This window comes from Neobacillus sp. S1115 (genome assembly GCF_055385565.1).
The window spans coordinates 1,087,155-1,107,994 of record NZ_AP038275.1 but is presented as its reverse complement, the minus strand read 5'-3'; the positions used below and the strand labels follow the sequence as shown (position 1 = coordinate 1,107,994).

The 20,840-nt window shown below is 41.2% G+C and carries 25 protein-coding genes and 1 riboswitch; of the genes, 11 read left to right on the top strand and 14 right to left on the bottom strand.

The annotated features are described in order from the left end of the window. Positions 1–353: 353 nt before the first annotated feature. The 3 genes from ACZ5B7_RS05395 to ACZ5B7_RS05385 form a co-directional block, all read right to left on the bottom strand. Positions 354–2,021 (bottom strand): glycoside hydrolase family 13 protein, encoded by a 1,668-nt coding sequence (locus ACZ5B7_RS05395; protein WP_464492984.1) that lies wholly within the window; start codon positions 2,019–2,021, stop codon positions 354–356. 112 nt (positions 2,022–2,133) lie between these two features. Beyond that, the gene (locus ACZ5B7_RS05390; protein WP_464492983.1) at positions 2,134–2,280 is read right to left on the bottom strand and encodes a hypothetical protein; all 147 of its coding nucleotides are present in this window, start codon (positions 2,278–2,280) and stop codon (positions 2,134–2,136) included. A gap of 103 nt (positions 2,281–2,383) precedes the next feature. Beyond that, on the bottom strand, positions 2,384–2,776 hold the full coding sequence (locus tag ACZ5B7_RS05385; RefSeq protein ID WP_464492982.1) for a globin domain-containing protein: 393 nt from the start codon (positions 2,774–2,776) through the stop codon (positions 2,384–2,386). A gap of 207 nt (positions 2,777–2,983) precedes the next feature. On the opposite strand from ACZ5B7_RS05385, the gene ACZ5B7_RS05380 reads away from it, so the two are divergent. Together ACZ5B7_RS05380 and ACZ5B7_RS05375 are read left to right on the top strand one after the other, a co-directional pair. Continuing rightward, positions 2,984–3,343, top strand: coding sequence for a DMT family transporter (locus ACZ5B7_RS05380; RefSeq protein WP_213146449.1), 360 nt, complete (start codon positions 2,984–2,986; stop codon positions 3,341–3,343). Position 3,344: 1 nt separating this feature from the next. After that, the gene (locus ACZ5B7_RS05375; RefSeq protein ID WP_464492981.1) at positions 3,345–3,659 is read left to right on the top strand and encodes a DMT family transporter; all 315 of its coding nucleotides are present in this window, start codon (positions 3,345–3,347) and stop codon (positions 3,657–3,659) included. A gap of 231 nt (positions 3,660–3,890) precedes the next feature. On the opposite strand, the gene ACZ5B7_RS05370 is transcribed toward ACZ5B7_RS05375, so the two are convergent. Both ACZ5B7_RS05370 and ACZ5B7_RS05365 read right to left on the bottom strand, forming a co-directional pair. Continuing rightward, positions 3,891–5,333 carry a glycoside hydrolase family 1 protein gene (locus ACZ5B7_RS05370; RefSeq protein WP_464492980.1) on the bottom strand — a complete coding sequence of 481 codons (1,443 nt, stop codon included), beginning with the start codon at positions 5,331–5,333 and terminating at the stop codon, positions 3,891–3,893. A 152-nt stretch (positions 5,334–5,485) separates the two neighbouring features. Next, positions 5,486–5,674 (bottom strand): DUF4177 domain-containing protein, encoded by a 189-nt coding sequence (locus ACZ5B7_RS05365; RefSeq protein WP_464492979.1) that lies wholly within the window; start codon positions 5,672–5,674, stop codon positions 5,486–5,488. Between the two features lie 103 nt (positions 5,675–5,777). Continuing rightward, positions 5,778–5,822, top strand: a riboswitch (PreQ1 riboswitch). A 24-nt stretch (positions 5,823–5,846) separates the two neighbouring features. On the opposite strand from ACZ5B7_RS05365, the gene ACZ5B7_RS05360 reads away from it, so the two are divergent. Both ACZ5B7_RS05360 and ACZ5B7_RS05355 read left to right on the top strand, forming a co-directional pair. Then, complete coding sequence (locus ACZ5B7_RS05360; protein WP_464494438.1) at positions 5,847–6,371, top strand: QueT transporter family protein; 525 nt, start codon at positions 5,847–5,849, stop codon at positions 6,369–6,371. A 126-nt stretch (positions 6,372–6,497) separates the two neighbouring features. Then, positions 6,498–7,022: a DinB family protein gene (locus tag ACZ5B7_RS05355; RefSeq protein WP_464492978.1), complete on the top strand. Its 525-nt coding sequence runs from the start codon at positions 6,498–6,500 to the stop codon at positions 7,020–7,022. A gap of 56 nt (positions 7,023–7,078) precedes the next feature. Here the strand turns inward: ACZ5B7_RS05355 and ACZ5B7_RS05350 are convergent, their stop codons facing one another. Then, on the bottom strand, positions 7,079–7,957 hold the full coding sequence (locus ACZ5B7_RS05350; protein WP_464492977.1) for a LysR family transcriptional regulator: 879 nt from the start codon (positions 7,955–7,957) through the stop codon (positions 7,079–7,081). Positions 7,958–8,065: 108 nt separating this feature from the next. Between ACZ5B7_RS05350 and ACZ5B7_RS05345 the strand changes: the two genes are divergently transcribed. From ACZ5B7_RS05345 to ACZ5B7_RS05335, 3 genes are all read left to right on the top strand, one after another. After that, complete coding sequence (locus tag ACZ5B7_RS05345; RefSeq protein WP_464492976.1) at positions 8,066–9,154, top strand: citrate synthase/methylcitrate synthase; 1,089 nt, start codon at positions 8,066–8,068, stop codon at positions 9,152–9,154. Positions 9,155–9,365: 211 nt separating this feature from the next. Further along, complete coding sequence (locus ACZ5B7_RS05340) at positions 9,366–9,797, top strand: VOC family protein (RefSeq protein ID WP_464492975.1); 432 nt, start codon at positions 9,366–9,368, stop codon at positions 9,795–9,797. A 156-nt stretch (positions 9,798–9,953) separates the two neighbouring features. Next, positions 9,954–10,826, top strand: coding sequence for an SDR family oxidoreductase (locus ACZ5B7_RS05335; RefSeq protein WP_464492974.1), 873 nt, complete (start codon positions 9,954–9,956; stop codon positions 10,824–10,826). 105 nt (positions 10,827–10,931) lie between these two features. On the opposite strand, the gene ACZ5B7_RS05330 is transcribed toward ACZ5B7_RS05335, so the two are convergent. Genes ACZ5B7_RS05330 through ACZ5B7_RS05320 form a run of 3 tightly spaced genes read right to left on the bottom strand, consistent with a single transcriptional unit; the run spans position 10,932 to position 12,902 of the window. Continuing rightward, the gene (locus ACZ5B7_RS05330; RefSeq protein ID WP_464492973.1) at positions 10,932–11,549 is read right to left on the bottom strand and encodes an exonuclease domain-containing protein; all 618 of its coding nucleotides are present in this window, start codon (positions 11,547–11,549) and stop codon (positions 10,932–10,934) included. Positions 11,550–11,605: 56 nt separating this feature from the next. Beyond that, positions 11,606–12,181, bottom strand: a complete 576-nt coding sequence (locus ACZ5B7_RS05325; protein ID WP_464492972.1) for a TetR/AcrR family transcriptional regulator — start codon at positions 12,179–12,181, stop codon at positions 11,606–11,608. Position 12,182: 1 nt separating this feature from the next. Then, positions 12,183–12,902, bottom strand: a complete 720-nt coding sequence (locus ACZ5B7_RS05320; RefSeq protein ID WP_464492971.1) for an MBL fold metallo-hydrolase — start codon at positions 12,900–12,902, stop codon at positions 12,183–12,185. 243 nt (positions 12,903–13,145) lie between these two features. Here ACZ5B7_RS05320 and ACZ5B7_RS05315 point away from each other — a divergent pair, with 243 nt between their 5' ends. From ACZ5B7_RS05315 to ACZ5B7_RS05305, 3 genes are all read left to right on the top strand, one after another. Further along, a complete protein-coding gene (locus ACZ5B7_RS05315; protein WP_464492970.1) occupies positions 13,146–13,655 on the top strand; it encodes a DoxX family membrane protein in 510 nt (169 codons plus the stop codon). A gap of 249 nt (positions 13,656–13,904) precedes the next feature. Next, the gene (locus ACZ5B7_RS05310; RefSeq protein ID WP_423801017.1) at positions 13,905–14,414 is read left to right on the top strand and encodes a DoxX family protein; all 510 of its coding nucleotides are present in this window, start codon (positions 13,905–13,907) and stop codon (positions 14,412–14,414) included. Between the two features lie 255 nt (positions 14,415–14,669). After that, entirely contained in the window at positions 14,670–15,179 is a 510-nt protein-coding gene (locus ACZ5B7_RS05305; RefSeq protein WP_423801016.1) for a DoxX family protein, read from the top strand. Between the two features lie 53 nt (positions 15,180–15,232). Here ACZ5B7_RS05305 and ACZ5B7_RS05300 read toward each other — a convergent pair whose 3' ends face one another. The 3 genes from ACZ5B7_RS05300 to ACZ5B7_RS05290 form a co-directional block, all read right to left on the bottom strand. Beyond that, entirely contained in the window at positions 15,233–15,454 is a 222-nt protein-coding gene (locus ACZ5B7_RS05300; RefSeq protein ID WP_213146436.1) for a hypothetical protein, read from the bottom strand. A gap of 136 nt (positions 15,455–15,590) precedes the next feature. Continuing rightward, positions 15,591–16,061 carry a DUF2269 family protein gene (locus tag ACZ5B7_RS05295; protein WP_423801015.1) on the bottom strand — a complete coding sequence of 157 codons (471 nt, stop codon included), beginning with the start codon at positions 16,059–16,061 and terminating at the stop codon, positions 15,591–15,593. 11 nt (positions 16,062–16,072) lie between these two features. Continuing rightward, the gene (locus tag ACZ5B7_RS05290; RefSeq protein ID WP_464492969.1) at positions 16,073–16,570 is read right to left on the bottom strand and encodes an SRPBCC family protein; all 498 of its coding nucleotides are present in this window, start codon (positions 16,568–16,570) and stop codon (positions 16,073–16,075) included. A gap of 167 nt (positions 16,571–16,737) precedes the next feature. Here ACZ5B7_RS05290 and ACZ5B7_RS05285 point away from each other — a divergent pair, with 167 nt between their 5' ends. Continuing rightward, positions 16,738–18,729, top strand: a complete 1,992-nt coding sequence (locus ACZ5B7_RS05285) for a LuxR C-terminal-related transcriptional regulator (protein WP_464492968.1) — start codon at positions 16,738–16,740, stop codon at positions 18,727–18,729. 59 nt (positions 18,730–18,788) lie between these two features. Here ACZ5B7_RS05285 and ACZ5B7_RS05280 read toward each other — a convergent pair whose 3' ends face one another. Next, complete coding sequence (locus ACZ5B7_RS05280) at positions 18,789–20,144, bottom strand: sensor histidine kinase (RefSeq protein ID WP_423801012.1); 1,356 nt, start codon at positions 20,142–20,144, stop codon at positions 18,789–18,791. Next, positions 20,122–20,823: a response regulator transcription factor gene (locus ACZ5B7_RS05275; protein WP_464492967.1), complete on the bottom strand. Its 702-nt coding sequence runs from the start codon at positions 20,821–20,823 to the stop codon at positions 20,122–20,124. Before ACZ5B7_RS05275 ends, ACZ5B7_RS05280 begins: the two co-directional genes overlap by 23 nt. Positions 20,824–20,840 lie beyond the last annotated feature (17 nt).

The window sequence follows — 20,840 nt, the reverse complement described above, 5'->3', positions numbered from 1 at the left end:
ATACTCTATTAAAGATTTGCGAAATCGTTTGCACAATTCCGTATAGTAAAAAATCTAACTACTTTGTTAAAGGAAAGTCGAAATTGTCATCTATCAAAATACTATTTTGCGAAATCGTTTGCGCAAAAGTGAAAAAAAACATAATAAATCTAGCAGGCAACAATTCAATTTAACTGCGTATAACAGCCTTTGTCTATTTAGACCCCCTATCTCATTATGTAGCAATTAGTGAAAACGTTTGCACTAATCGGTAGATTCATAATAACACTTCTGGGCTAAATGTGCAAACATTTTTTTCAGAGCCTGGATCCCCACTCTTTATCAGGACAGTTCGGGTTCAGGCCCCTGGTTAATTAGCGTGTTAAAACGACTACTTCAAATGGCCGGAGTTTTTCTATGTTTAAGCCTTCGTAATTTGAAAGAATGACGTTGTATTCAGAAATTCTTGTCAAAAGTTCATTCTCTATAGCCACGTCCTTATCCCCAAAATTGCAAATAACAATCACGCATTCTTCTTTCCATTTACGTTCATAAGCAAACAATTCGGGGTGGTCTTCAAGCAGCAATTGAAAATCACCTTCGACAATGATGTCCAGTTCCTTTCTTAAGGCGATTAATTTTTGATAAAAATAAAAAATAGAATTCTTATCATCTAGAGCATTCTTCACATTTACTTCTTGATACCTCGGGTTCACCTTAATCCAAGGGGTTCCTGTGGTGAAGCCTGCATGTTCCGAATCATCCCATTGTATTGGGGTTCTGGCATTATCCCTTCCCTTTGCATAAATGGAGGTCATGATTTCCTCATGGGAATATCCTTGAGATGTCCGTTCCTTGTACATATTAATTGTCTCAATATCACGGTAATCTTCAAAAGATTTGAATTTCACATTGGTCATGCCGATTTCCTCGCCTTGGTAAATATAAGGTGTTCCTTGCATAAAGTGCAGGCACGCGGCCAGCATTTTTGCTGATTCCACCCGATATTCTTCGTCATTGCCAAAACGCGAGACAATCCGAGGCTGATCGTGATTGTTCCAGTACAGGCTGTTCCAGCCCCTGTTATGTATAGCTGTTTGCCATTTCGCCAAGTTTTCTTTTAAATCGAGGAGATTTAAAGGCTTGAGATTCCACTTTCCACCGGGTGAGCTGTCAAGGTCCATATGCTCAAACGTAAAAATCATGTTCACTTCACGGCGGTTTGGATTCGTATAGAGAACTGCATCCTCCGGAGTGGTTCCAGGCATTTCCCCGACTGAGATGGTTGGGTACTGGGACAAAACTTCTTTATTCATTTCTTGTAAAAACTCATGAATTCTAGGGCCATTCATAAAATAAGGAGCGCCGTCACCAAATAATTGCCCGCTATGCTGCACTCCATCCGGCAGCCCTGGAGCTTTGGAAATCATGTTGATGACATCCATCCGGAAGCCGTCGACACCCTTTTCCAGCCAGAACTTCATCATCTGGTAAATCTCTTGGCGAACCTTTGGGCTTTCCCAATTTAAGTCGGGCTGTTTTTTTGAAAAAAGGTGCAAATAATATTCATTCGTCGCCTCATCGTATTCCCAGGCCGGGCCGCTGAAAAAAGACCCCCAGTTATTCGGTTCTTTTCCGTCCTTGCCTTTCCGCCAAATATAGTAATCACGATAAGGATTGTCCTGAGATTGTTTCGATTGGACAAACCACTCATGTTCATCAGAAGTATGATTGACGACTAGGTCCATCATTAACTTCATATCCCGCTTATGAATTTCTTCAAGAAGCCGGTCAAAATCAGCCATCGTTCCAAATTCGTTCATGATTTCCTGATAGTTCCGGATATCATAGCCGTTATCATCGTTGGGCGAATCATAGATCGGACTCAGCCAGATGATATCGACACCTAGTAATTTTAGATAATCCAGTTTTTCAATAATCCCCGGAAGGTCTCCAATTCCATCCCCGTTCGAATCACGGAAGCTGCGCGGATAGATTTGATAAACGACGCTTTTTTTCCACCATTGGTCAGTTGTATTCATTTTTTTGCTCCTCCTTCCCTTCAATAACACCTACATCATAACACAACGGTCTTATTTTGAAAGGGCTGCCAATACAAAATAAAAGCAACCCGAATGGCTGCTTTTTACCTTGTTAATCCTGTTGCTCCGTTGATTTTTGTTCCGCAGTACTGCCTTTCAGTGTTTCAGCAATTTTTTCGTTCATTTCTATTTGCTCATTATCTAATTTGGTATCCCAAATACTATAGGGGATTGAATTGGGAGTGTTTTTCTTTGCCATTTTTCAAGCACCTCCAATTTCTATCATTTCTTTTATAAATAAAACTATGCAGGATTATTTGGGCATAAAAAAGATCCTCTGTGTTGATGAGGATCTTCACGATTTATTCATGGTCCGGGCTATTCACCATAATGCCGGCCACTTGTGTTAAGCGGTCATAGAATGCCTGTCCTGCAGGGATCTGGTCAAGACCGATTTCTTGAAAAGCTTCCTTCATGCAGCGAAGCCAGCATTTCGCCCGTTTTGGTGTCACTTCGAACGGGAGATGGCGGTGTTGCATTGCAGGAGGGCCGAATTCCTGGCTGTAGAGTGCCGGACCGCCTGTAAATTGCGGCAGGAACATTTTCTGCTTCCGTTTGATTTCTTCCATATCCCCTTCAAATAATGGAGCTAAATCAGGATTGGCATAGACGCGCGGATAGAAAGCTTCCACCAGTTTATCAATCGTCTCTTGGCCGCCGATTTCCGAATAAAGTGTTTTTAGTTGGTATTCCAAAGTTCTACACCTTCCTTTGCAAAATTTTCCCTGTTTTTATTATTATACTGATTTACCTGACGGTGTTTCGTGATTTATATCACACTTTCTAACGAATACACAATTTCCCATTGTGTTTAATTCGGATTGAATCAATTTTTTTAGCGATTGTGATATCCTAATATACTATAGGTTAAGCTTGCTTGTTAAAAAGCTGGCTTTCATGAGGTGAGACGATTGAAAAAAGCTTGGTTATTCGTAGCTTTAACTTGTTTATTTGAATTAATGTGGGTGTATGGATTTAATGTCGCTGAAACCTGGTGGCAGTGGGCCATCGTTATCGCGATTATTTTTACCGATTTTCACTTTCTACCGGAAGCCTGCAAAGAACTGCCGACTGGAACAGTTTATGCCGTTTTTTCCGGTGTTGGCACGATTGGGACCGTTATGATGGATGTCTTCCTTTTTGGGGAAGGATTCAACAGCGGCAAGCTTTTGTTTATCGCGATTATTGTGCTTGGGGTGATTGGTTTGAATTTGGCGGACAACACGGATGGAAAAAAAGAAACGGCGAAGGAGGCTGCCTAAGGTGGGGTGGTTATTTGTCGTTTTGGCAAGTGTAAGTGAGATTATTGGTGCCGCCGGGTTAAAATTGTACAGTCAGCAGAAAACATTGAAAAATGGAGTGCTCTATATTGGCGGGTTCAGCGCATCGTTCGGATTTTTATATACATCTTTTCAATATTTGCAAGTAAGTATCGCTTACGCTGTCTGGATTGGGGTCGGGACGGCTGGCGCGGTTTTGATTAATATGTTTTTATTCGGTGAGTCGAAAAATACCGGGCGGTTTGTCAGTGTTGGGTTGATTATTGTGGGGGTTATCGGGCTTCGTTCAGTATCGTAATATGCCGGATACCTCAGAATTTGCGCATTTTTACATTGAGGAAAAATATATCTGCGGATTATTGAAATATATCTGCAAATTTTTCATTTTATCTGCGAATTTCAGATTATATCTGCGGATTTTTCAATATATCCGCGAATTCTCAATTTTATCTGCGAATCCGAAAATGACGCCACTGTGAAATACAAATGGAAAAATCGGTACCTCAAAAAGATACCGATTTTTTTATTACTATAGTTGCTCCCCATTAGTTGCAATGACATTTTTATACCAATGGAATGACTTTTTCGGTTTACGCTCTAATGTACCGCTGCCGTCATCATGCTTGTCGACGTAGATAAATCCATAACGCTTGGACATTTCACCAGTAGACATACTGACTAAATCAATACAGCCCCAGCTTGTATAGCCCATTAGCTCTACTCCATCTTCAATTGCCTCTCCCATGGCTTTGATATGTTCACGAAGGTAATCTATCCGGTGATTATCGTTGATGGTACCGTCTTCCTCCACTTGGTCATACGCCCCTAACCCATTTTCTACAACAAATAACGGCACCTGGTATCTTCCATACAGCCTGTTTAAGCTGATTCGCAAACCGGCAGGGTCAATCTCCCAGCCCCAATCGCTTGCTTTCAGGAATGGGTTCTTCACTCCTCCGACAATATTTCCATTTGCCTTTTCCTCTTCAGCCTTAACTTTTTTATCAGTACGGGACATGTAATAGCTTAAGCCAATATAATCTACCGTTCCTTCTTTGATTAATTCCAAGTCCCCATTCTGAATCTCAAGTTCAACACTATGCTCTTTAAAGAAGCGCTGAATGAAGGAAGGGTACTCCCCGCGCACATGAACATCTGCGCAAAAATAGTTAAACAGTTCCTCTTCTTTTAAGGCATAGAGGACGTTTTCCGGGTTACTATCGTAAGAATAAACAGGTGCAAACAGAATCATACAGCCAATCTGTGCATCTGGCATGATTTTTTTACATGCTTTAACCGCGATAGCACTGGCAACAAACTGATGATGGAAAGCCTGAAAGGTTTCTTGATAACGGTCATCTTCTCTGTCAGGCGAGAAGCCCATGCTCATGATTGGCATCTTCAAGGCGCCATTTATTTCATTAAAGGTCATCCAATATTTCACTTTATCCTTAAATCGGTTAAAAAGCGCCGTTGCATATCTTTCAAAGAAAGTAACAACCTGACGGCTTCGCCAGCCGCCGTATTCTTTCACCAAATGCAACGGCATTTCATAGTGAGAGATGGTCACAACCGGTTCGATTCCATACTTATGTAATTCATCAAAGACCCGGTCATAAAAAGCCAGACCCGCTTCATTCGGTTCTAACTCATCACCATTTGGAAAAATTCTTGTCCACGCAATCGACATCCGAAATACTTTGAAGCCCATTTCCGCAAACAAGGCGATATCCTCCTTATAACGATGATAAAAATCAATCGCTTCATGGTTTGGGTACCTATATTTCTGATGATCAATCTCAAAGTTAAATCCAGGCGACATCAATATTTTCAGGCGCTCTTTCCCTCCAGGTAGAACATCTGAGATATTCAAACCTTTATTGCCTTCGCGAAATCCGCCTTCTATTTGATTGGCAGCAGTTGCGCCGCCCCAGAGAAATCCTTCGGGGAATCTGGCATTATGTTGATTCATTTAGATTTCTTCCTTTATATTAAAATTAATTTTGGAAACTTTATGTACCATTTTATTATTCGTTTTTTACTCAGAAAGATGTAAGGAATTTTAGAAACACAAAGACAAAAGGGCTAACTCAAATTCTTGTGTCAGCCCCGACCAATTTTCATTTAATCTACTTTTCTTTCAAATATGGCTTCATAATAAGCCGCAGACCCATATGCAGCAATTCCCGGCGCAAAAATCTGGACCAACCTCCAGCCGTTCCTCGCGTTCTGATGAATAATTTCCTGATAATCCCCTTTAGGTTTTCCGCTTAATTTGCTTAGCTCAATTTTTTCAAATTTATATTCGTACATGGTTCCCCTCCGCAAATTATATTTTTTATATTCTCATTATCCCAAAAACTGTAATTGACTGCCATTTTTTTATGTATTAATATAATAGTTTGTTAATATATTACCTTAAGTGGTTCGAGAACCTCCCACTATAAAAAACTAAGGAGAAATGAATATGGAAAAAACAACAAATATGCTAGACGCCCAGTATAATTCGGGCGCTGCAAACAGCAAGGTGCGGGAGATTGTTGTAAACGGTATTGTCGCAGCTTTGTACATCGCCGTTTCGGCATTAATTCAGCCATTTGGGTTTACCCAGGTGCAATTCCGCGTTTCAGAGATGTTTAACCATCTCATCGTTTTCAATAAAAAGTATCTCTACGGGATCATTTTAGGGGTATTTTTAACGAATTTATTTTTCTCGCCAATGAAGGCCTATGACCTCATTTTCGGAGTTGGCCAATCTTTGATTGCTTTGGTCATTACGATTTTAAGTGCGCGGTTTATTAAAGGAATCTGGGCTCGGATGATTGTGAATACGTTGGTGTTCACTTTTACGATGTTTCTCATTGCGATTGAACTGCATTTGGCGTTCAATCTGCCATTCCTATTTACATGGTTAACTACTGCAGTTGGGGAGTTCGTTGTAATGGCTGTCGGCATGCCAGTCATGTATTTCATTAACAAACGCGTTCATTTTGATAAAATCTTTAAATAAAAGATTTCAAGAGCTGTTGCTTCAGGGGTACACCCCAGGCGGCAGCTCTTTTTTATGGTATTTATTTCAAAAAAACTCTAAAATGAAGGTAGTTAATTTTTCAGACTTTTGAAAGGGGTTTTTCGAATGTTGCAGCGTCCTAATAACAATGAGTTTCCAGATTATTATGTACCGTATGTTCAGTTAGTTCCAGAAGGAGATTTATTGCAGATTCTTAAGGAAGGCCTTGAAAAAGCGGTTTCTCTTTTCGAAGGGATTTCAGTGGAAGATGCGCAATTCCGCTATGAACCTGGTAAATGGAGCATCAAGGAAGTACTCGGCCATATGGCAGATACTGAGAGGATCATGAGCTACCGCCTGCTTCGAGTTGGCCGCGGCGACAAAACTCCATTAGCAGGGTTTGACGAGAATGATTATGTGGCTGGAGCACAAATGGGAGAGCTGCCACTAAAATCTATCCTTGCTGACTTCATCGCAGTCAGGAAAGCAACTATCACGCTGATCGAGAACATGCCAGAGTCAGCCTGGACAAATGGCGGCAACGCCAATGGCACGGAGGTCACCACCCGCGCCATCGCCTACATCATCGCCGGCCATGCAATCCACCACCTCAGCATCGTGACAGACCGATACTTAACTAATTTGAAATAACGGGTGGTGTCAGGCACCGCTCGTGGACAGTGTCCTCCTCAGGCGGACACTGTTTTTTAAATCCGATAGTTTGAGATAAACTCGAGAAATTCTTTTTGTTTGGAGTGGTCGTATTTCATGATGGCGTAGGTGTTTGCTTCGGGCAGGTGGATGGTTTGGCAGTCTACTTCTAAGAGCCTCCCTTCTAGCAGCTCTCTTCTGACCGTTGATGTCGGAAGGAAAGAGACACCCAGCCCTTCAACGATGAATCTTTTTGTAATGTGTACCTGTGACACTTTCATCATTTTCACCTTTGGATATTTGCTTTTTACCGCGTGGCAAAGAACATCCCAGTAACCTGGGTGATTATGGGTTAACAAATAGTTCGATGTTAAAACCTCTTCTTCATCTAACGGTGGTGCTGTTTCGGAATCTCTCCCATCATGAGGCGCAACTAGAATAACCCTATCCCTATATAAAAGCTCACTAATCAATTCAGGATGAAGGCTGTGTAAACAGGACAGCCCGATATCAACTTCCTCCCTTAATACCGCTTCTTCGATACCAACGGATTCAATGATTTTAACCGAGATTTCTACTTCCGGATGCTTGTTTGTATAGCTTTTTAAAACATATGGCAGGATGGTATCTGCGATTAAAGGTGATATGGCAATGGAAAATTTCGTTGTGTAGCCTTGACTAAACGAGTGAATGTCCTCGAGTCCCCCCTGATAAACCTCTATCAGTTTTTTTGCATGAACCAAATATCTCCTCCCCGCTTCAGTTAGTTTTACTTTTTTTCCATCCCGATCAAATAATTGAATACCGAGCTCTTGTTCCAATTGTTTTATATGAACCGTTACAGATGGCTGTGAAATATAGAGGATTTCCGCCGTTCTGCGGAAATTCCCGCAATCAGCTGCCGTAATAAACGTGTTAAGCCATTGGAATTCCATATTCTCCTCCTTATTAAGAAAATTAATCAATTCGTTTAAAATTATTTAATTCCATTAATCAAATTTATTATATAAACTATTAACAAATAAAGGAAGGAGAGATTTTGTATGATTCAGAAGGGTTTAAAAGGAATTGTCGCCGCCGAAACATTGATCAGTCATATTGATGGTGAAAAGGGAGAGCTTATTTATCGGGGATATGAAATCGGAAGGCTTACTAACCGTTACTCATTTGAAGAAGTTGCCTACCTGCTCTGGCACGGCTACTTACCTGATGATGCTCAGTTACGAGCTTTGAAAAATGAGTTAAAGAGCAACCGTGAACTTCCGGAAAATATAAAAAAGTTAATCGACCTTCTCCCTTTTGGTATGGACCTAATGAGTGTGATGAGAACAGCCATTTCAGCTGAAGCCGGGAATTTCAATTATGGCTGGAAGCCGACTGTGTCACAGGCTATTCGTATTACCGCCCTTGCCCCGACAATCATTGCATACCGGCAAAGACAGCTGGAAGGTAAAGAGTTTGTTCCACCGTTGAATGAATTGGATCATGTGGCTAATTACCTTTATATGCTTAATGGTTCAATCCCATTAGAAGCCCATGTGAAGGTACTCGAAACGTATATGATTTTGACACTTGAACATGGAATGAATGCCTCAACCTTTTCAGCAAGGGTTACGGCATCAACTGAATCTGATTTAGTATCAGCCGTTTCATCAGCGATTGGAACGATGAAAGGACCGCTTCATGGCGGCGCCCCTTCAGGAGTAATTGAACTTTTGGATGAGATTGCGGCGGCTGGGGATGCTGAAAAGGTGATGCGGGATAAATTATCGAAGGGTGAAAGATTAATGGGATTTGGACATCGGGTGTACAAAACCCACGACCCGCGTGCTATTGCCTTAAAGGCCAAATTACGGGAGCTAGTTGGTCAGGATACATGGCTTGATCTCGCTATGGAAGCAGAAAAGACCGCAGTAAGAGTTTTAGAGGAATTAAAACCCGGCCGCTCCCTTTATACAAATGTAGAATTCTACGCTGCAGCCATCATGAAAGCCATCAACATGGACGCAGTCCTTTTCACACCAACCTTCACTGCAAGCAGAATCGTCGGCTGGACAGCCCACGTTCTGGAGCAAGCAGAAAACAATACCATCTACCGGCCGCAATCCAAATATATTGGAACACTCAAATAAACCAAAATACACTAATTGTTGCGATTTCCCCTATCCTCCCAGGCGGCATCACTTTTTTAAAAACAATTGACGAACGTTTGTTCTGTGTCTTATAATGAAATTATTGGTTAATAATAGAAATTGTGTTGTTTTCAATGGCTGTTGGTCAATGGAGGCCTCATTACTAAAATGTTAACTAATAATTTTTGATGGATTCAAGGAGTGAATGTTCATGTCAGTAAAATTAATCCCCTATTTCGTGATGAACGGTACCGCTAAGGAAGCGATCCAGTTTTATCAACAGGCACTGGATGCACAGGTTTTATTCTCTCAAAGTTTTGGTGAAATGCCTGAAAACCCAGAATATCCTCTGCCTGCTGAAGCCAAGGATTTGGTAAGTCATGCGACCATTAAAATTGGTGAGTCAGAAGTAATGTTTTCCGACACCTTCCCTGGACAGGATCATCAAAGCGGAAATCAAGTGACCATTTGTATTTCAACCAATGATGCAGACCAAGCAAGGAAAATGTTTGAAGGTCTTTCCCAAGGCGGTCAAGTTGGAATGCCTTTACAGGAAACTTTCTTTAGCCCTGCCTATGGTCAAGTAACAGACAAATTCGGCATAACCTTCCAAGTTTTCACAGAAGGCAAACCGCACCAATAATATCTTATCCAATAACAAAAGGCTCTGTTCGCAGCAATGGAACAGAGCCTTTGTCGTATTAGGAGGCTCCCACTACTAAGACTTATTTTTAAACATCATAATTTTCCTCATTTTTCTAACACTAACGAGAGATGAAAATCAATGGAGGGTTAGAAAATGAGCAGCAATAAAAGTCAAAAAAAGCAGACGTTTCCGCCGCAGCATCAGAACCATCAGCCGGGAACTGAGAGTGAAATGAACCCAAAGCCGATTTCTGTTGATTCCAACTATAAGCCGGCTGGAAAATTATCCGGAAAAACCGCAATTATTACTGGCGGCGACAGCGGAATTGGAAAATCAGTTGCAATTTATTTTGCTAAAGAGGGTGCAGATGTAGCAATTGTTTACCTAGAAGAACATCAGGATGCTGAGGAAACAAAGGGCATCGTTGAAGCTGAAGGACGAAGATGTCTTCTCTTTTCTGGCGATATTGGCAATGAGGACTATTGCAAAGAGGTTGTGAAGAAAACAATTGATGAGTTCGGCAGATTGGATATTTTGGTCAACAACGCAGCGGAGCAGCACCCGCAGCCAAGTATTTTAAATATCACTTCAGCGCAGCTGGAAAAAACATTCAGGACCAATATTTTCTCCTATTTTTATATGACGAAAATGGCGCTTCCTTTTTTAAAGAAAGGAGCATCCATCATCAATACGGCTTCCATAACAGCTTACCATGGACATGAACAATTGCTTGATTATTCGGCCACAAAAGGAGCGATTGTCACCTTTACTCGTTCGTTAGCCCTTTCATTGGCGAAGCAGGGAATCCGCGTAAACGGGGTTGCCCCTGGTCCAATCTGGACTCCGCTTATTCCATCGACCTTTACGGCGGACCAGGTCACCACTTTCGGATCAGATACTCCAATGGGGCGTGCCGGGCAGCCTCATGAACTGGCGCCAAGCTATGTTTTCTTAGCCTCAGAGGATTCGTCCTATATTAGCGGGCAAATGATTCATGTGAATGGCGGGACGATTATTAATGGGTAGAAAAAACGCATCGGGCTTACCGATGCGTTTTTTTCTGAAGCTCAGGCGCCTATTGGCGACTATTACACTCGTTTTTTCAATAGTTTGGGCACAAATCGGATATAACTAACCCATCTTCGCTCTTGATGTTGCCGGCTGATACTTTCTCATCGGTCCAAATTCAAGAACTTCTTGCAGATAAAGATTACCTTTTGGACTTGTCCGCTTAAGCAATTCCATCAAATATGTAATATCGTCCATCGCTCTATGTGTTTGATAGTTTGTGATTTTATGGGCTTCCAAAAGGGTAATCAGCTTGCCATTTGGAAAGCCATACTGTTTCCAAGGCACATTCCTCATCGTGCAAAACCACTGCAAGTCATTCACTTCCGGATACATGTGGTAAAGGAAACTGCGGTCAAAGGAAGCATTGTGGGCAAAAACAGAGTCAGCACGATGAAAATAGGTTTTAATCTTCACATCATAAAAACTTTTTCCTCGAACCATGTCATATGGTATACCATGAACCCGATAAGCCCTATCATAATTCTGGCGAGCCGAGTTTGAAAGCGGCTCTCGCAAAAAGGAATCTTCCTCCAAAATTTCTAATATTTCACCGGTTTCCGTACAGTAAGAAAATAACTTCAGGGCCAGTTCAATAACCTCATCAGTAGTCGGTCCCAGCCCCGTAGTTTCCACATCCAGCATTAATCCTAATTTCGCCTGTCTTTGCAAAGTGATCATTCCTTAAATCGAAAATTTCCTTTATTATACCAGATTCCCTTCACCCATCCCATAGCTTAAAAATTTCCACGCTGCTCTAATCCAACCATAAACGCTCTTATGACAATTTCCAGACTCTCATCCAAATCCAATGACATCTTAAATCCACCTCTTTGCTCTAGGGACGAGAATCCGTGCAGGACACTCCGCAGTCCCCTTACAGCATGGATGGCGAGATCACCTTCGAGGTGAAAAGCCTGCAGGACCCGGACGGAAAGGTCGACTATTTTTGCCCCCGCCTGCTGGACATCAACATCCTCCGGATCCGGTGCAAGCAAGGTGGCCTCATAGATTCCAGGATGTCTCCTGGCAAAGCTTACATATGCCTTACTAATCGATAGCAGTGCATCGGTTCCTGACACCCCGATAGCTGCCTGGGCCAATTCATCATACAACATGTTGAGTCCATAGATAGCCAGCTTTTTCCTTAATCCTGCCAGTCCATCGAAATGATTATATAGAGAAGGCGGGCGAATGTTCAGCTCTTTTGCCAGATTTGCCAAGGTAACCTCCTGCATGCCATATTGGTCGGCAAGGTCCCCTGCCACTTCCAGTATCGCGGATAATTCAAGTCCAACTTTCGGTCTAGCCATTTTAGTGCTCCTTTTTTCTTAATTTCTGTTCGAATTTATTGATAGCCATCGCCATGACTGCAACTGGGTTTTCTACCATTTCCCCGTGTCCGACAGCAAGTAAACTTGGGTTTAATTCAGCCAGTTTTCTAGCACTTTTCAGAGCGGTTTGTTTGCTCCACGTACCGAACGCGGGAAATGGAAACAGTGGTCTTATATCCCCTGCAACCGCTATGCCTCCTCTTGTCTGGAAGGCGTCACCTGCTACTAAAGCCTTCGTCCGCAAATCAAGAAATGACATCGACCCAGGTGTATGGCCCGGTGATTCAACCACCCTTAAGTGTCCAAGCTCATCCCCTTCCTTCAATAATACACTGGCTCTAGTTTTCAATTTCTTCGGCACACCGCCTTTAATCGGGGTCTGATCTTCATGGGAATCTAGGGAACGGTCACCGCACATTAATCGGTTATCTCTCACCGAAATATAAACAGGGACGTCCGGCAGTCTTTCCTTTAACAAATCCAGAGCTCCCACATGATCCTCATGGGCATGGGTTAAAACAATCTTTGTAATAGGTTTTCCAATTCTCTCGGCAGCCTGCAATATTCCCTTTGCACCAAACCCTAAGGCCGCATCAATTAGGGTTAAACCGTCGTCTTCGTCCACTAAATAGCAATTCACCGGAAACAAATTCGCCATAAACGTTACCTGATACAAATATCCCTTCTTGATCATTCTCATTATGACCAACCCCTTAACTAATATCATTAGTTTCATTTTAACTAATAACATTAGTTAAATCAAGAGGTTTATTTGAAAAATTTTCCTAAATTATCTTCCCTTCCAGTATGTAACAAATTGTTCAAAGCTTTTTTACGAATATGTGAATTAGTGAACAAAAAACTCTCAATTCAAACTAAATTTGATATATTAACAGTGTAGAAATTATTTAAAACTTATAAACCTTTTAAGGAGATGTTTCAAATGTTTGCAAATTGGTTGAGAGAAAACAAGATCGCCGCTGGAATTTTAACCGTCTTACGTTTATATCTCGGATATTCTTGGTTCACTGCCGGTTTTCATAAATTAACTGGAGGTTTTGATGCCGCTGGATTTTTAAAAGGAGTTACTGCCAATCCAGTAAAAGGTCCCGATGGTGCCGTTGTTTATGGCTGGTATGTGGAATTCCTTAAAGGCTTCGCCCTTCCTAACGTTGATATCTTTAACTTTATCGTTCCTTGGGGAGAAGTTTTAGTCGGCTTGGGGTTAATGTTAGGCTGCTTAACTACTGCCGCTGCATTCTTTGCCTTAGTGATGAACTTTGCGTTCTTCCTTGCAGGAACTGTATCTCACATTCCTACTGACATTTTCCTTGGCGTGATTATCTTAGCTGCAGGTTACAATGCTGGCCGCATTGGTCTTGACCGTTGGGTTGTTCCATTCTTCCGTAAAACTGTTTTAAAAGCAAACGATCCGGTTAAACTAAACGCTTAACAAAAAATCGCCTCAGTTCCAGCCGAACTGAGGCGATTTTTATTTTGTTCTGCCCAAACTTCTTCCGGCCTGAGATCAGTCGATTTCGGCCTCCAGCATTTCCAATTTGGTCATGTAACAAAGTGTTCAAAGCTTTTTTACGGATATGTGAATTAGCTTCCACAAAGCGCTCAATTCAAGTTTTATTTGCTATATTAACAGTGTAGAAATTATTTAAAATTTATAAATTTTTTAAAGGAGATGTTTCATATGTTTGCAACATGGTTAAGAGAAAATAAAATTGCCGCTGGAATTTTAACCGTCTTACGTTTATATCTCGGATATTCTTGGTTCACTGCAGGTTTTCATAAAATAACTGGAGGTTTTGATGCAGCTGGATTTCTGAAAGGTGTTACTGCTAACCCAGTAAAAGGCCCGGATGGTGCCGTTGTTTATGGCTGGTATGTGGAATTCTTAAAAGGCTTTGCCCTTCCTAACGTTGATATCTTTAACTTTATCGTTCCTTGGGGAGAAGTTTTAGTCGGCTTAGGATTAATGTTAGGCTGCTTAACAACTGCCGCTGCATTCTTTGCCTTAGTGATGAACTTTGCGTTCTTCCTTGCAGGAACCGTATCTCACATTCCTACTGACATTTTCCTTGGCGTGATGATCTTAGCTGCAGGCTACAACGCCGGTCACTTCGGTTTAGACCGCTGGGTTGTTCCATTCTTCCGTAAAGCAGTAATCAAAGGAAAAGAACCTATTAAACAAACCGCTTAACAACCATTAATCGCCTCAGTTCCAGCCGAACTGAGGCGATTTTATTTCGTTCTGCCCGAATTCTTTTCAGCCTGAGATCAGTCAATTTCGGCCTCTAGCATTTCCAATATCGTCATGTAACAAAGTGTTCAAAGCTTTTTGACCGATATGTGAATTAGCCACAAAAAAGCGCTCAACTCCAATTTGATTTGCTATATTAAGAGTGTAGAAAAGAAATTATTTAAAACTTATAAACCTTTTAAGGAGTTGTTTCAAATGCTTAACAAATGGTTAAGAGAAAACAAAATTGCCGCTGGTATTTTAACTGTCTTACGTTTATATCTTGGGTATTCTTGGTTTACCGCAGGTTTTCATAAGTTAACAGGAGGATTCGACGCCGCAGGATTTTTAAAAGGAGTGACTGCTAACCCTGTAAAAGGTCCTGATGGTGCCGTTGTTTATGGCTGGTATGTGGAATTCTTAAAAGGCTTTGCCCTTCCTAACGTTGATATCTTTAACTTTATCGTTCCTTGGGGAGAAGTTTTAGTCGGCTTAGGATTAATGTTAGGCTGCTTGACTACTGCCGCTGCATTCTTTGCTTTAGTCATGAACTTTGCGTTCTTCCTTGCAGGAACTGTATCTCACATTCCTACTGACATTTTCCTTGGCGTGATGATCTTAGCTGCAGGCTACAATGCAGGACATTTCGGTTTAGACCGCTGGGTTGTTCCATTCTTCCGTAAAGCAGTTTTAAAAACAAACAACCCGGTTAAACATACTGCATAACTAAAAAACACCTCTATCTCAGCCTTGAGATGGAGGTGTTTGTTTTTTGTAGATTAATAGCTGCTATCTTCCTTGAAACTCTGTCTGTTAACGTACCAATTTGTAACCTGTGTCAGGATAGCAAAAACAGCAAAGAAATTCATTGCCCAAACGTTAATAAATGGCGTAAGGCCGCCGAATTCTATCGTAGCATAGCCTTTAAACTTCATGACAATCATGGATTCAATAAAAATCAAAATGAAACCTACAACACCTGCAACCGCCGCTCTTATCATTAGTAATCCCTCCGAAAAGTTTTTGCTATATACTCAAATAATTTTTGTCTAAATTGTGAACTTGTTATACCCATTATATAGCAATTCAGAAGGAAACCAAAGTAAAAAAAATCACATTTTAAAAAAATAATTTGGTTTAAAAGAAAGGTTTCCAAAGTGCCAAAACCGCATTAACCAATACACCGACATGGACAACATCCAACCCTGTGTAAAATTTAAATAGATACGTTCTGCCTTCCGGGCTTAGGAGATCGCCTTCTTCATTCGACGGCTTCATAGCCACTTTATATTTATTCATCCTCGGTACAATATATATGATAAAAAATAGCAGCATAACACTTGCAATCATTTGTTTGACGCCAAGCCAGGTTAACTCGAAAAACCCGTATCCTGCAGCGATTGTCATGAGGATACCTGTTAGGAGCACTCCAACAGTCGCGATTTTAAACATATTCTCTGTGGCTAAAATCATCTTGGCATACTCCATCTCAAGTTCAGTCCCTCTTGCTTTTTTCAAGTTTGGCAGGATATAAAAACGCTCATAAAAAGCACCCCCAAACCAAACCATAACGCTAATTACATGGATTAGCAGCAATAATGTAAACATCGTCTTCCCTCCTATATTTTACGAACCGGCATCCCGTTATCATTTAAATTCTGATAATCCGCTTCAGCGACAGCCTTGAGCTTTTTCAAACTTTTGATGGTCATCCATTTTAAAAAAGGTTCCAAGATATAACGGTCGGCCATATTACCAAACCAAGAACGATTTGTATTCATTCGGATATTCGTTGAAAACCTAGACCGTCCATTACCCAAATCCTTGTAATGCCACGATCCCCCGCCTGACTTAAATGGAATGCCTTTACTTGCAACCAACCTGACAGCTGAACGCTGATTCGGTTCAACAGTGACATATTCCATGTCCAATTGAAATGATCCAAACATGCGCCCAATTGATCGGAACTTTGCCCCCTTTTGCGGTACAATCGCATCCACAAGCTCTGCTTTGATAATTCGATAGTCCCATTCCGGACGCCGTGCCGGGCTTTGCGTCAGAATCCATACCGTTTCGACAGGTGCTTCAATATCAACAGAAAAATTGCAACTTGCCATTGTGAATCTCCTCTTTTCTTTTTGTCGTTCAGCATTTACCATTATTAGTAACAATTTGTAAATTCTGATTATCATGGATTTATCTTATTCGAATACGAACGTTGAAACTATTATCCATTGGTATACCTATACGTATAAATAGTCATTGGCACAAAGGAGAGATAAGGATGGCAAAGAGGTGGGGAGACTATATTCGCCAAATGAAGCAGCAGTATTTCATTGGCCGAGAGCAAGAAAAAACGTTATTTATGAATTACCTTAAAACTGAAGAATTGGAGGAGAAAATTCTTTATTATTGGGGTCCGGGAGGCATTGGTAAATCTACCCTGCTGGATGAATTCTCTCGTTTAGCTGTGGAAGCGGACAGCTTTTTTTTGTACCTTGACAGCCGTGATTTCCCCCATTCACCTCAGGGCTTTTCAAAAAGAATACTTTCATTGATAGACGGCAAAGAGGCAGCTGAAGGCTTTGACGAATGTATCGCTGCCCTCCATACCAAAGCGGAACAGCAAAAAGTAGTCCTGGCCATTGATACGTATGAAGATATGAAGAACATGGATGAATGGCTCCGGGAGGACTTTTTCGGAGAATTGAATGACCGGTTTCTCGTTGTGATGGCAGGACGTTATCCACTTGATGGAGAATGGCTGCATCCGATTTGGAAACGCATGGTAAGACAAACCCAACTTGCCTTTTTCGATTTGGAGACGACCAAGAATTATGCGGCTTCATTTTCACAATATAGTGAAGCTTATATTCAGCGGCTATATTCGCTAAGCAAGGGGCACCCGTTAACCCTTTCATTAATGATGGGGCTATCTGAACAGGATTTTTCGGAGGATAGTCCGGGCGATATTCATAAATTGCTGAAACGGGTTGCCGAAAGCTGGTTGCGTGAAACCCGAGATCCCTTTCTTCAGGAATTAATCGAAGCGGCTGCGATGGTTCGTGTTTTTAATCAAGAAACATTGGAAGAAATGCTGCAAAAAACCATCCCGGTGGATGAGTTCGGACATTTGGTCTCCCTCTCGATTATTCGCAGCAGTAAGCGCGGCTGGTTTGTTCATGATTTGCTTCGCCCTGTACTTATCCAGGAATTTAAGCTGAGAAAGCCGACCGTTTATCGGGTCCTTTCTGAACGATTAATTGCCTACCATCATAGCGTCTTAACAGCCAGTTCTTCTGAAACAGAAAAATCTTTGGCTGCTTTGGATTTGGTTTTTACGTTAGAGGATTACACGCTAAGGTCCATTTTTCTAACAGAAACCTCTGAAAGCAGCTATTATGCTTCACCGGTCACGGCTAGCCAGCTGGAGAAGGCGAAGGATTATATAAAGCAAGTCGTTTCAGGGAAACTGGATGTCATTCAGGAATTCTATGACCCGCAAACCCATCAACGCTATGAGAGCATCATGCCTTTTCGCTATATTGAGAATGCCTATAAGATTATCAATCTGGATGAGTGGATTCACTTAAGTGATGATGTAATCTTTTTGATTAAGAACGAACAACACCAGCCTATCAGCATGGTAGTGAATATTCCAATACACCGTGATTCCCTGCCGATACTAATGAAGAGTCCTATTTCCAAGCATTATTTTAAGAATCTGTCCAAAACTGAGCTCGAGAAACTAAAATCGTCGCCGGACAGTCCATCGGGATGGTATTTCTATCATATAGACCAATGGCAGGACCACAGCCCCCCTGCCAGGACGGCATTTTTCCAATTTATCATGCTGAATTTGATGAAACCAGGGCTGTTTCTGCATTCCTCACCATTAAAGCTGCATCAGGACACCGTTGCCAACCTGGGGTTTACAGAGGTTGCAGGCGCTGAACATGACGATTACGGGAGTGAGTTCCATGCTAAAACCTTTCAGTTGGATTTACGAGGAGAAAAGTATAAATACTTTATGGAAAGGCTGATTCGAATTCCAAATTCCGGGACAGATGTTTCTGTTCCCGACCCAAAAAGAGCGGAGAACTTAACCCCCAGGGAAAAGGAGATAGTAGAGTGGGTGTTAAAGGGATTGACCAACGTGGAAATTGCGAAAAACTTATACGTAAGTGAAGTCACCATAAAAAAGCATCTTGGCAGCATCTATGAAAAACTAGGTATAAAAGGAAAAGCCCAGCTTATCAAAAAAATGCTGGACTAATTCTACAAAGGTGTCAGTAAAGTGCCTGACACCTTTTTTATGTTTTGGATTGACCTGCTTCATTTAGGCAAAAGTAATTTTACAGTAGTCCCTGATCCTTCATTACTCTCTATTTCTATTTCACCTTTGTGCAATTTCATGATACTTTTGGCGATATGCAGCCCCAGTCCAGTTCCTCCGGTTTCTCTGCTCCTCGCTTTATCAACTCGGTAAAACCGCTCAAAGATATTATGAATCTCATCCCGCGGGATTCCAATCCCATAATCTTTTACACGAATAATGGCAAATTGTTCTTTCTGCTCTAAGAAAACCTCAATTTTTTCCTGGCTATATTTCATGGCATTGTCCAGCAAAATGATAATTACTTGTTTAATCTTTAATTCATCTGCATGGACAATGATTGGTGACGTGTCATATTCCAATGTTATTTCTCGTCTATAGACATGTTTTAGTTGCTTCAAAATACTTTGGCATAAAGCAACCAGGTTTACTTCGTTGATTTCTAATTCCGTTTCCTTTTCCAGGGTGGCTAAGTCCAAAAACGTATCAGTCATTTTTTGAATTCTCGTTGCCTCAGAATGAATAGCCTGAATGGCTTCGTCAGCCATTTCTTGATTTTCAAGGCCGTGCCTTCTCAGCAGATTTGCATAGCTTTTAATGACCGTTAACGGGGTTTTTAATTCATGGGAGGCATCAGAAATAAACTGTGATTGCTTTGTTAAATTGTCCTGAAGTCTATCTATCATCCGATTAAATGTTCTAGCCAAAGTTTGCAGTTCGTCCTTTGCCCTATTTTGAATGGTGATGGTCTTTGGAACACCGCTTTTTTCAATTTCCTCCATGGTTGTAATCATATTAGAAATCGGTCTCATGATGATATTTGACAGCCATCTTCCTCCGAGTAAAGATAATAAGGCAGCAAGGATCGTACTAAAGATTAAAATCGCTCTAAGAATCTCTTTTCTTGCTTCTAGACCCTGTAATCGTTCTCCAAGCTCGAGGCTTCCTTTCAATTGCTTCGTATTAATCGGAAAATGAACAACCAATACTTGTTCTTCCCCGTTTTTGCCAGAAATTACGTAAGTTTGAGACTGTTGATTTACAGCGTATTTCCCTTTTATCTTTCTGGATAGCACCTTATCGTTTGAAACCTCGTGGACGATTTTGTTCCCGGGCCCGATAATTCGGATATAGGAGTATTCGGATAAAAACCCTTTTAATTTATCCTCCATATCACTAGAGGATTGGCTGTTATCAATTTGTTTTTCAATATCTGCAGCCTTTTGAAAGAGCATATCCTCTTCCATATTGATGGTCGTTTTCATAAATAAGAAGAAGACAACAACATTAACGAGTATTAATATACAAAGCATCCAAGCCGTTGTTAACAGGTTAATTTTCGTCGAAATCTTCATCCGTTTTCTCCTTTATCGTAAAGCCAATCCCTCTCACAGTTGTAATCAACGGGACAGAAAAACCTTCATCCACCTTTTTTCGCAGATGTCTAATAAAAACATCGATTACATTGGTCTCCCCCTCGTAATCATAGCCCCATACATTAAGGATGATGTTCTCTCGGGTAACCACTTTGTTTTTATTCATGACTAAATAGACCAAGAAGTCATATTCCTTCGGTGTTAATGTAATAAGTTTTCCATCCCTTTTGACTTCTCTTGATTCCTTATTGATGATTAGATCCCCAACAATTAATTGAAGTTTTTCCCCATTCGGGCGATTCCGCAGGCACGCACGAATACGAGCTAGCAGTTCTTCGATTTCAAAGGGCTTTGTGACATAATCATTAGCACCATGATCCAGGCCTGATACTTTATCAAAAGTTGAATTCCGTGCTGTCAAAAGAATGACAGGAGTCACTGTGTTTTCTCTTCTAAATCTCCTTAATACTTCCATTCCACTTAATTCAGGCAGCATGACATCCAATAAGATTAAATCAACGTCTGTTTGTAAGGCGGTTTTCAATCCAGCCTTCCCATTGTGTTCAACTGTTACCTCATACCCTTCATACTCAAGCTCCATTTTTAAAACCCGGGCAATTTGCACTTCATCCTCGATTACTAAAATGTGTGTTTCCATGAAACATACGTCCTTCC